Raw genomic sequence first — 10,510 nt, 5'->3', positions numbered from 1 at the left:
CCGGTTAGGCCGTCCAGGGAGGACATTTTCTTGAATCGGAGCTGGGAGCGTTTTACGCGGAACAGGAGTAGGCCGATGGAGGCCAAAACCACGAGCAGGAGTGCGATGTAGAGCCGGCCTGTCGCAACCGTATTTGCGTCCAGCGACTGCTGTAACCGCAGGATGCGGTTTTGCTTGCTGAGACCATCTGTTGTGAGGTTCTGCACCATCTGGTGTTGCAGACTTACTTCGTAGGCCAGGCTTCTGACGCCAAGATCGTTTAAATATCCCTTGTCTTGGGCGGTGAAGTGCTCGTAATACGCGAGGGCGCCAGCGGCATTGCCCCTGCGTTTCTCTACCCGGTAAAGGACATCGTATGCCTCTCTCAGCCAATCGCTGATGCCGCCTGCGCTGTTCATAGCTACAACGGCCAAGGCAGCTTTCCTTGCCTCGTCGTCCCTTCCTAGCTTGAAGTACGCCTCTGCCCACTGCAGTTGTGCTAGCTCCTCGTGTGGAAAGTAGTGGTTGATGCGAATGCTCGGATAAATCCGATTCAATAGCGCCATTACCTTCAACGGCTGCTCTTCATCGAGGAAGACGCTTCCAGTTAGCAGTAGCGCGCTGTTCGCGACCACCTTCTCCCGTGCAGCGATGCACATGTCAACGGCTCGCTTTAGCTCGGGGCTAGAAGATGTCAGGCGCTTTATGCTGTAGAGCGCCGCTGCTTTTAACCAATTGGCTTGGCAGGCAGTCTCGCCCGGGGGAACGGCGCCTTCGGCCATGGCGGCGTATTTGATCGCGAGATCGTGTTGCCCCGCGAAAATCATCATCTGTGACAGATTTGTGAGAAGCATGGATCGAGCTAGCGGATCCGTCACTGAGGGCAGGGTGGTCGCAAGACGATTTGCAAGCGTGAATGCTTCTTCGTAGCGCCGGTTGAATGACAAGTTGCTCAGCAGAAGTGCAGATGCCTTTGCTCCTAACACCGGATCGCCGGATCGCTTGATCACTTCGTTGAGTTGAGCTTCGGACTTCGCGTATTCCCCCTCGAACATTGCCTCCCAGGCATCTAGGTAGCGTAGATGCCACGTCTCGGCATTAGTTAGGCTGCTCGATTCGCCATGAATCTGCGACACACGCTGAATAAACTGAGGGTGGTCTTTTGTGCGAAGACTTTCGGTTTCCTCGAGAAACTGAGCGTGTTCCGTGGAGGCCCTTGCGAACAAAGGTTGCGCGAGCACGCAAAAGAACAACGCCGTCGTAACGGCTCGTGATCTGATGCGGCTCGGCAGTTGGATCATCGTTAACTGGTCAATTCGTCGTCAGGCGACTTTCCGCCATCAGGTGTCGAAGGGGCATCCGACTTATCGTCGTCTTGATCCGTCTCATCCTCCTCGTGACTCGGCGTCTGGATCGCCTGGGGCTGATAATTGGCCTTGTGGCCGAATTCTCCGGCCAGTAACGAGCTGTCTCCAGACGCTACCGCTGCAGTCAATGCGTCGGAGGCATGCGACTGCATAAGTGCGCCGGTCAGCTCTTCCGCAGAGGCGTGGCGTAGTGACGCATCGCGACCAATGGCCTCGAGCAGTTCAATCGTGTCTGACATGTTGTCCCCTGTTTGCGTGGTTGTATGAAACATGATGAACGGAGTTAGTGAAACATCTTCAGTCCCTGCGGCTCCTTCCATGAGCGATGCTTACTTGTTCAGGCCCTGCATTCTTGACTAACTTGCCCAGCATCAGGCTGGCCATTCATCGGCCGATCTGAGATCTCAAGATACCGGATCAAGAACGTGTTGCGAGACTTGAGGCTGTCGCATGAGCTTGTACCCGAGTTCTGCAAAGAGTTTGGAGCTGTCACCTGAGGCGACAGCTGAAGTAAGGGCCGCCGAAGCTTGTGCCTGTTGGAGGGCCTCGGTAAGGTCATCCGTTGACGCATGGCGAAGCGATGCGTTCCGACCGATGGCTTCCAACATTTCGATCGTGTCCAGCATGTTCTTTCCTTCCTGTGGCTGTTGATGTGGTGACCGAACGTCTGGCTTATGCCAGCGAGGCTTCTTTTTCAAGCTTGTCCAACGCGGCCAGGCGATCGCGTATTTCCTGATTTGCCTTCAGCGGTGCGGCCGGCGGCAGGATCACCGTCTCTTCGGTCGGCACGTCGACAAACGGCAGGTCGCGCAGGGCGATGCGGCGGATGCGCGGCTTCTGGATCGGCAGGGTGACCGCGCGGTACAGAATGATCTCGTGATCCAGCGGGTAGTCCTTGCTCAGCACGTCGACCAGCACCTGGCGGTAGGCGCCGCTGGTGGTGAAGCGGGCGAGCGAACGATCGCCGACCAGGCCGACCTGCCAAAGGACCAGATAGCCACTGGGATCGATGCGGCGCTCATAGAAAAGAATCTGGCCGGCTTCGAAGTGCTGGCAGCCAACGGTGCCCGGGTCGATACCCAGGTCGGCGTAGAGGCAGTCTTCGGCGGAGATGCCCGGTTCCATGTGAGCCTGGAAGCCTTCGGCACGGGCGACTTCAATGACCTTGTGGGGCGACCAGGCGAAGATGCCCGGGTGGCCATAGAAGACACCGCAGACGCGCTTGCCCGCGCGGACTTCGGTCATCATCAGGTCGACCCACTCCTCGTAGGTCTTCCGGCGCGACTTACCTTCCTTGTAATAAGGCTGCAGGCTACGCACGTCGGCATTCATGCGCTGGAGCCACTGCTCGACGATGTTGTCGGACAGACCGGCAAAGATCACGTCGGCCTGTTCGATGTGGCTGCGCGAAAGCGGGGTGAGGTGGGAACCCAAGGTCATGCCCATGCCGACGACGGCGAGGCTGCCTTGGCGCGTATCCCTCGGAGGTGCCACTAACGTTGTGTTCATCTCGCGATAGTAGGCGAAGTTCTGAGACAGAAGCACGGTTGATTGCGGTTGCCTCGTCGGCGGTTCGCCCCGGACAGGGGAGCTGCCGAAATTGCGTCTGCCAACTGGCGTGGTTGGCAGACCCCGGCTAGCATCCATGCTGGTTGAGCATAAATGCCGGGGGCCGCTTGAAGGACATCCTTACGTTCCGGCTCTATACCCGCGTCGCCCGGCTCGGCAGCTTTTCCGCGGCCGCCCGCGAGAGTGGACTGGCCCAGTCGCAGGTCTCGCGCATGGTGGCCGAGCTGGAAGCAAGCCTCGGCGTGCGCCTGCTATCGCGGACCACCCGCGCCGTCCTGCCAACCGAAGCCGGTCTGGAATTTCTTGCGCGCATGGAGCCCATCCTTGCGGCGATCGAGGATGCCGAGAACAGCGTGAGGGAGACCGGTGAGCTGCGTGGCGTGCTCCGGGTCGGCATGCCGTCGACGCTGGCCATTCGCGTGGTGATCCCGCGGCTGTCCACTTTCACCGAGCGCCATCCTTCGCTCCAGGTCGAGCTGCTGCTCGACGACAAGCGCCAGGACATGGTCCGCGAGGCAGTGGACGTCGGCATCCGCGTGGGACCTCTTCCCGACTCGGGTGGTACCGCCCGGCTGATCGGCAAGATGCACCGTGTCATCGTCGCCTCGCCGACCTACCTGGCTCGTTGCGGCACGCCCCAGCGGCCCGAGGATCTCGTGAGCCATCGCATCGTTCGTGGGCCGGCAGGCATGGCCGTGACCTCATGGCAGTTCGAGCGCGATGGCGAGTCGACCTCGATCGACGTGCAGCCGAACGTCTCCACGAATGACACGGAAGGGGCGCTGGCGGCAGCAGTGGGTGGCCTCGGCATTACCTCGACCACCTCATGGGCCTGCCGCCGCGAGTTCGACCGTGGTGCGCTCACGCAGCTGCTGCCGGAGTGGAAGATGGCCGACTTGCCGGTCCATGCGTACTTCCCGCTGGGTCGTGCCACGCGCATGGCGGCGCGGACCTTCGTCGACTTCATCGCCGCGGAGCTGGACGCCGGCGCCTAGCGTCCGGAGGTTATCGCGGGCGCTTCACCGCCCGGACCACGGCGCTATTGCCGCCACCGCAGTAGAAGCAGTCCTTCCCGTCGGATTCGAGGCCGGACACGTGCGCGCCGGTCGGCATGTTCAGGCTTTCCAGTACCTCGCCGGATCGAGGGTCGACATGCCGCAACTCACTGACATCGTCTTCCCAGGTGGCGTGCCATAGCTCGCCGTCGACCCAGGTGACGCCCGTGACGAAGCGATTGGAGTCGATGCTGCGAAGCACCGCGCCGGTCTCGGGATCGACCTGATGGATCTTCCGGTTGCGGTACTCGCCGACCCATAGCGTGCCCTCGGCCCATGCCATGCCGGAGTCGCCACCGTGGCCAGGCGCCGGGATCGTGCCCAGCACTTCGCCGGTCTTCGGGTCGACCTTCTGGATGCGGTCCTCGGCAATCTGGAAGAGATGCGTGCCGTCGAACGCGGTGCCGGCATGCGCCATCACATCGATCGATCGCACGATCTCGCCACTGTCGGGGTCGAGGGCTCGCAAATGGTCGCCGGAGGCGAGCCACACTTGCTTGCCGTCGAACGTCACGCCGGCGACTTTGTCGACACCCGGGAAGGGACCGTATTCGCGTATGAGTTGAGCTGTTTTCGTCTTCATGGGCTCATCCTAGTCACCCGGCAGCGGGGTGGTGAGTAACAAGCTCGTCGCGAATCCCGGCATGGGTGGCGCGATCCACCGGCGCGCGCGCCCGCGCCCGAACGATTGCACCTTGCCCGACGCGTGAAGCGACTCGAGGCCGCGCTGCACATTCCGTTGGCTGGTATCGAGCGCGAGCGCGAGGGCCGAGCTCGACCAGGCCTCACCGTCAGCCAGGAAGGCGAGCAGGCTGGCGTGCACTTCCTCGACCGGACGGGCCAGCACGACCACCTCATCGGTGTCGCGCGGTATCAGGATGAAGCCACGTGGCGTCGCCTCCACGTCGGCGAGCGGTCGCAGCAAGTCACGCAACCGACCGATCTCCACGCGCAGCCGGGCACGGTGGGAGTCGTCCGGTTGCTTCGTGCGAAACACCAGGGCAATCAGTGCTTCGCGCGGAACATCGACGGGCCAGCCTTCCGCCAACGCACGCGCAAGTGAGAACAGAACGGGCCGTGTCGCCAGCGAGGCGATGGTGCCTGCATGGCGCACGAGGTTTCGGCAGGTGTCGACGACGAGGGCATGCGAGGCCATCAAGGCTTCGACATCATCGAGCAGAAGGTTTCTCTCCGAGCCACGCGCCAGCAGACGAGCGACGGGTGTGTTGAGCGTGAGCCATGCACTCTCGACTTCCGCGACGAGTGCGGGGATTCCCGCGAGGCGTGCTCCGCGCTCGGCGCGCGAAAGGGCGGCACGCGCATCGCCTGCGCGTAGGCGATGCATCGCCACCCCGGCGGTCACGAGTTCGCATGCAGCCATCAAGGCAGGCGGCAGGGTGTCCAGGGCCAGCGTTGCGAGGGCACGCTCGGCCTCGTCGAGCCGGCCGATGAGAAGCCATCGCCTGCTTTCCAGATAGCGTGCATGCGCGGCGTTCGTGTGATCGCCGTGGTTTTCGAGGGTTATCCGTGCGGCGTCGAGCGTCTCGGTCGGCCATCCCAGGTCACGCGATGCGAGGGCGATCTCTGCGTCGGCCACCACGCAACGGGCGCGAGCGATGGACTCTTTCGATCCGAAGGCCCGGGCGGCGCGCCGGACGAGCACCTTCGCCTTGGCGAAATCACCCAACTGCGCCATGGCGATCCCGCGGAGGGCGAGGGCAGGCGCGTCGTCGCGCAAGGCAACCCGMTTCAAGGCACCMAGGGGATCGCCCGMGGCRAGSGCCCGCGCCGCKGCGGTGATCAGCGAGTCCATCGGAATCCCGCCACGCTGTCACTCCCGCCCGGTGGAATCGAACCTACTCTAGCTCACGACCACCGGAGGAGCCCACCTAGGATTCTCGGGCGGGATACCTTCATTTTCGCCGACGGAAGCACGCGATAGATCTTTGCATCAGCGCCACTCTTACAATCCTTTCTTTCGCCCCCGCGACGGTGCGGCGGTATTTCGCGGGGCGCGCGCCGCTGGACCCGTGTTCCTCCGGGCGAGCGTTGCCGCGGTGGCCTTCTTCACTTCCGCCCACACGTCGTCGTGAGCGTGCAAAGTAGCAACACCCGACGCTTCCTGCTGTAGGGCTTCATCGACCTGTGCTCGGAACCATTGCTCGTGTTCCAATGCGGCAGCGGCGCGCTTGGCACGCTCGGTCACATCGGTTCGCGGCGCGCGGAGCAGCCCTTTCTCGTAGTGAGAGATGTCTACGAGGAAGGAAGACAGGCCCAGACGCGCCAGCTCCTTCACGGCGGTGTCCGTCGTCGCGAACATTTTCACCTGACCTACCTTGTTCGCCAGGATGCGTTCCTGCAATCCCGTGCTCGCCAACACGGCAAAGCCGCCTTTCTGACCGAGGATGGTCGCCGTCTTCACGGCGCCCATAGAAATGAGATCGCGCAGGTTTTCGAGCTTGATCGGTTCAGCCATATCGGTCACCCGTTTATATATAAACGTTTACCGATTAAGCTTAACCCGCGACCGCCCCTCTGTCGAACGCCCATCGGACGCGACCGGTCTCTGGCTACGTTGCGTCGGCGACCAGATTGCAGGTGATCCCCTCGACGACCAATGGCTCCGTGCGGTCCGCACCGATGTCGTTCACGCAGCAGTACTTCGTCTGCGACTTCTGCCATGGTGTGTTCCTTTGGCGCGATCCTGTCGCACCACGCACTTCTGATGGTCACTCGTGTGATCTGCAAAGATCAGGTCACGCAGGTCCTTGTCGGCGTCGGGCATGGCGATCTCGAAGGAGAGCAGCACGCCATAACGGACCCCGATGTAGTTCATCCATTCATGGACAGGCGGTGAGTGCGGCATCTGGTAGTCGAAGACGACGGTGCATCCGTCCGGGCGGGAGAGGTTGAGGGGGGGATGCTCGGGGTGAGGCCGCGGCCAGTCCTCATCGGCATCGGCACGCCAGTCCTGCATCGACCGGGGGAAGTAGGGCGCCGCGTACTCCAGGGCGCAACCGGCGCAAACGACCATGCCCGAGTTCATCCACCCGGACGCTTTGCCGCCCGGAGCCTCATAGCCCACGGCGAGGGTCGTGTCCGAGGTGAGCATGGCGTACGACATCTTCCAGCCGCGCGGCACCAGGGACCAGTCACCATCGAGCACCAGCATGACCCTGCCGCGCAGTGCGTCGGGAATGACGCCGGTAAACGGAACGGGCGGGCCGCCTTCAGTCCAGGCGCCATCGGTGTCGCGAAACCCGAGTTCGAACGCGGGAATATCGGTGATCGGCCTGCCGGAAGCGTCCTTGGCCACGATCGGGGTCAGACGGAAATCCTCGCCGTTCCCATAGTCGCCCTTCGTCGTCGGCTCCGGAGGCATCTGCGCCGCGGCGGCCACGATAAAAAACAGGCCGGCCACGCCAGCCATCCACCTGCGACCTGCCCGCATCGTGCGCGCTCCCCTGTCAGTGCCGGGCGACTTTATCTCGGAACGCGCAGGCCGGCATAGCGGTACAGTCCGAGCCACTGTTCCGGCAAGTCAGGCGAGGGTGTCCGATGGACTTCATGCGCATTCTGCAGTCGCTCGAAGAGTTCCTCTACGAGATCATGGGCTGGTTGGTGTTCTATCCACGCGCGCTATGGAGGACGCTCACCCGCCCGGTCGCCGTCGCGGTCTACACCGGTGAGCAGCTGAAACAGCCCCGGGACGAGCAGTTCACCGAGATGGTGAGCCCGCCGCTGATGCTGATCCTGACGATCGTCCTCGCGCACCTTGTCGAACTGGGTACGCGGAACGGCACCTCGACGATCGACACCGTGCTGGGTAAGGAGCTGTTCTCCTCAGAGCAGATGGTCATCGCGACGCGCAGCGTCGTGTTCTGCTTCTTCGGGCTGTTCGGTGCCATGAGCATGCTCCGGCATCAGCGCCAGCCGACGAACCGTGACTCGCTCCGGAAGCCGTTCTATATCCACTGCTACCTGCTCGCGCCGTTCGCCCTTGGCCTCGCCGTTGCGTCGACCGTCATGACCTTCGCGAAAGGTCATTGGATCCTGCTGGGCGGGGCGCTGCTGCTCCTCAGCTGCCTCTGGTATGCCTGGGCGCAGACGGCCATCTACGTGCGGATCCTGAAGATTTCGTGGTGGAAAGCCGTGGCCACGGCCTCGGCTGCCAATCTTCTGGCCACGGGTGTGATCGTCGGGCTGTATCTGGTGGTCGCCGGCGTGCGGTGAGGCGTCAGGCTCAGGCGTCGGTCGGCTTGAGCGGCGAGTAAGTGGCCCGATAGCTGCGCGGGACGACGAAGGGCATGATGAAGCGGCGAAGCGGATAGGGCAGTCGCGCCGACTTCGACAGGCGATCGGTCATGGCCTGCACATGCGCCACGCGCGGCTGGCGCGCTTGTTCGAAGCGGCGCCCGACGGCTGCGACATCGTCGGTCTCGGCAACGAAAGCGGCGAGGGCAAGCGCATCCTCCATCGCCAGGGCAGCGCCCTCGGCCCAGACAGGCGCCGTGGCGTGTGCCGCGTCGCCGAGAAGGATCACGCGGCCTTCGTGCCAACGGGAAAGGCGCACTTCCTCGATCGGCGAGTGGTACAGCGACTCCGGATGAGCCAGCGCCCAGGCGAGTGCCTTGCGTACGCGCTCGGGAAAGTCGCGGAACGCGTGGTCCAACTGCTTGAGGTCGTCGCCTGCGACGTTCGGGGAGCTCACGGCAACCCAGCCGTAGACCGTCGTCTCATCCACGGGAAGCAGCAGGATGGTGCCGTGCTCACCTGTCCACGCGGTCCAGCCGTCGACGCCGGGATTGGGTGCCATGAAGCGCCAGCTGGCGGAGGCGATGTGTGCCGCGGAGGGCTGCGATGCTCCCATGACCGCCTGTCGTACCGTGGAGCGTACGCCGTCCGCGCCTACCAGCAGGCGGGTGGACAGATCCTCGCCGTTGTCGAGGCGGACATGAGCGGCCGACGCGTCCTGGGCGACCGAGGCGATGGCGCGGTCCGCCCTGAGGCTGGAGGCTTCCAGGCCGGTGCCGAGCATCGTCATGAGGTCGGCGCGACGGACGGCGCGGGGACGGAGCGACTCTCCCCAGAACGCGTCTTCATCGATCGCGGCAAGCAGGCGATCGTCCCGCGAACGGTACTCGCGCTTGCGTACGGGGTAGCCCAACCGCGCGATGTCCGTGCCGAGGCCAAGCTGCTCGAGCGCCGCCATGGCATTGCCCGGCAGGTTGATAGCCAGGCCACCATCGGCTGCGACGGGCCGGCGTTCGACCACGAGGGATTCGATGCCCCGTTGCTTCAACGCGCGCCATGTCGCCAGGCCGGCGATGCCGCCGCCAGCGATGACAATCCGCTGCGAACTTTCGATTGCCATGATGCGCGTCCTTCGATAGACAATCGCCGATTATGCCTCGCCCGGAAGCGGGTCGGTACATCCGCTCAAGCGACCACGATGTCCACACCCCGCGCACGGAGCTGACGACGGATCGCTTCAGGCGCGCCGCTGTCGACGACGATGCTGCTCACCGTGTCGACGTCGGCAATCACGTAGGGCGACGCGGCGCCGAGCTTCTCTGTCGAGGCCAGCACGACGACCTCGGCAGCGCGGGCGGCGAGGGCACGCTTCACGTAAGCCTCTTCGAGGTCACCCGTGCTGAGCCCTGCGGTCGGATGGACACCGGTGACGCCCATGAAATAGACGTCCGCCCGGATATGCGCCATGGCTTCGACGGCCGAGGCGCCCACGGCGACCATCGAGTGCTTGAAGAGCCGGCCGCCGATCAGCAGCACGTCCACGAGGGGGTGCGCCGCAAGCTCGACCGCCACGCTCGGGCTGTGCGTCACGACGGTGATTGCCAGGGTGGGAGGCAGGCAGCGCGCGAGCTGCACGCATGTGGTTCCCCCGTCCAGGATCACGACCTGCCCGGGCAGGATCATGGCGGCGGCCCGCATCGCGATCGCCCGTTTGGCGTCGGTGCCGATGTCCTGCCGCTGCACCATATCGCCGACGGCGGCCGAGGCCGGGAGCGCGCCGCCATGCACGCGCTGCAAGCGTCCCTCCGCCGCCAGCTCGCGAAGATCCCGGCGTAGTGTGTCCTCGGAGACGCCGAACGATTTGCTCAGCGTTTTGGCGACGACCTGGCCGTCGCGCTTGAGCGCGGCGAGGATGGCCTGCTTTCGGTGAGTGGTCAGCATGGATGCACGAAATTCATTGACATTGCACGAAACTGCACACTACCGTACCGACGTTCTCCCGTCCAGTGTGCAGGCCTGCCATGTCCGCTCCGTCCGAACGCGTCCGCATTGTCGAAACCCGTGTGCTGTCCGATAACTGGTACACGCTGAAGACCACCACCTTCGACTTCCGCCGCTCCGACGGCAGCTGGCAGCGCCAGCAACGCGAGACGTACGACCGCGGTAACGGGGCCGTGGTGCTGCTTTACCAGCGCGAGACGCGGCGGGTGGTCCTGACGCGACAGTTCCGCTTCCCCGCTTATGTGAACGGTCACGACGGTATGCTGGTCGAGGCGGCTGCCGGCC

The 10,510-nt window shown here is 63.8% G+C and carries 13 protein-coding genes; 3 read left to right on the top strand and 10 right to left on the bottom strand.

The genetic code is table 11. The annotated features are described in order from the left end of the window. The 4 genes from AC1DT2_RS09425 to AC1DT2_RS09410 form a co-directional block, all read right to left on the bottom strand. Positions 1-1,280: GGDEF domain-containing protein (locus AC1DT2_RS09425; protein WP_477295991.1), on the bottom strand; the 1,280-nt coding region annotated here is incomplete at its 3' end. A gap of 2 nt (positions 1,281-1,282) precedes the next feature. Continuing rightward, the gene (locus AC1DT2_RS09420) at positions 1,283-1,666 is read right to left on the bottom strand and encodes a hypothetical protein (protein WP_477295990.1); all 384 of its coding nucleotides are present in this window, start codon (positions 1,664-1,666) and stop codon (positions 1,283-1,285) included. Positions 1,667-1,750: 84 nt separating this feature from the next. Next, positions 1,751-1,972 (bottom strand): hypothetical protein, encoded by a 222-nt coding sequence (locus AC1DT2_RS09415; protein ID WP_477295989.1) that lies wholly within the window; start codon positions 1,970-1,972, stop codon positions 1,751-1,753. A 46-nt stretch (positions 1,973-2,018) separates the two neighbouring features. Next, positions 2,019-2,855, bottom strand: a complete 837-nt coding sequence (locus AC1DT2_RS09410; protein ID WP_477295992.1) for an SAM-dependent methyltransferase — start codon at positions 2,853-2,855, stop codon at positions 2,019-2,021. 167 nt (positions 2,856-3,022) lie between these two features. Between AC1DT2_RS09410 and AC1DT2_RS09405 the strand changes: the two genes are divergently transcribed. Next, the gene (locus AC1DT2_RS09405) at positions 3,023-3,910 is read left to right on the top strand and encodes a LysR family transcriptional regulator (protein ID WP_063570803.1); all 888 of its coding nucleotides are present in this window, start codon (positions 3,023-3,025) and stop codon (positions 3,908-3,910) included. Positions 3,911-3,920: 10 nt separating this feature from the next. Here AC1DT2_RS09405 and AC1DT2_RS09400 read toward each other — a convergent pair whose 3' ends face one another. The 4 genes from AC1DT2_RS09400 to AC1DT2_RS09385 form a co-directional block, all read right to left on the bottom strand. Beyond that, complete coding sequence (locus tag AC1DT2_RS09400) at positions 3,921-4,553, bottom strand: Vgb family protein (protein ID WP_477295988.1); 633 nt, start codon at positions 4,551-4,553, stop codon at positions 3,921-3,923. Between the two features lie 9 nt (positions 4,554-4,562). After that, positions 4,563-5,708: a helix-turn-helix domain-containing protein gene (locus tag AC1DT2_RS09395; RefSeq protein ID WP_477295987.1), complete on the bottom strand. Its 1,146-nt coding sequence runs from the start codon at positions 5,706-5,708 to the stop codon at positions 4,563-4,565. Between the two features lie 225 nt (positions 5,709-5,933). Continuing rightward, positions 5,934-6,446: a hypothetical protein gene (locus AC1DT2_RS09390; RefSeq protein ID WP_477295986.1), complete on the bottom strand. Its 513-nt coding sequence runs from the start codon at positions 6,444-6,446 to the stop codon at positions 5,934-5,936. A 171-nt stretch (positions 6,447-6,617) separates the two neighbouring features. Continuing rightward, positions 6,618-7,400: a hypothetical protein gene (locus AC1DT2_RS09385; RefSeq protein WP_477295985.1), complete on the bottom strand. Its 783-nt coding sequence runs from the start codon at positions 7,398-7,400 to the stop codon at positions 6,618-6,620. Positions 7,401-7,537: 137 nt separating this feature from the next. On the opposite strand from AC1DT2_RS09385, the gene AC1DT2_RS09380 reads away from it, so the two are divergent. After that, entirely contained in the window at positions 7,538-8,203 is a 666-nt protein-coding gene (locus AC1DT2_RS09380; protein ID WP_213949896.1) for a hypothetical protein, read from the top strand. 10 nt (positions 8,204-8,213) lie between these two features. On the opposite strand, the gene AC1DT2_RS09375 is transcribed toward AC1DT2_RS09380, so the two are convergent. Together AC1DT2_RS09375 and AC1DT2_RS09370 are read right to left on the bottom strand one after the other, a co-directional pair. Continuing rightward, the gene (locus AC1DT2_RS09375; protein WP_477295984.1) at positions 8,214-9,344 is read right to left on the bottom strand and encodes an FAD-dependent monooxygenase; all 1,131 of its coding nucleotides are present in this window, start codon (positions 9,342-9,344) and stop codon (positions 8,214-8,216) included. Between the two features lie 65 nt (positions 9,345-9,409). After that, entirely contained in the window at positions 9,410-10,165 is a 756-nt protein-coding gene (locus AC1DT2_RS09370; RefSeq protein ID WP_477295983.1) for a DeoR/GlpR family DNA-binding transcription regulator, read from the bottom strand. A gap of 80 nt (positions 10,166-10,245) precedes the next feature. On the opposite strand from AC1DT2_RS09370, the gene AC1DT2_RS09365 reads away from it, so the two are divergent. Next, the coding region (locus tag AC1DT2_RS09365; protein WP_477295982.1) for an NUDIX hydrolase at positions 10,246-10,510 on the top strand (265 nt) is incomplete at its 3' end.

It is taken from the genome of Luteibacter sp. P4_E6, from assembly GCF_056401535.1.
The sequence above is the reverse complement of the archived record's forward strand: the minus strand, read 5'-3'. Positions and strand labels throughout refer to the sequence as shown.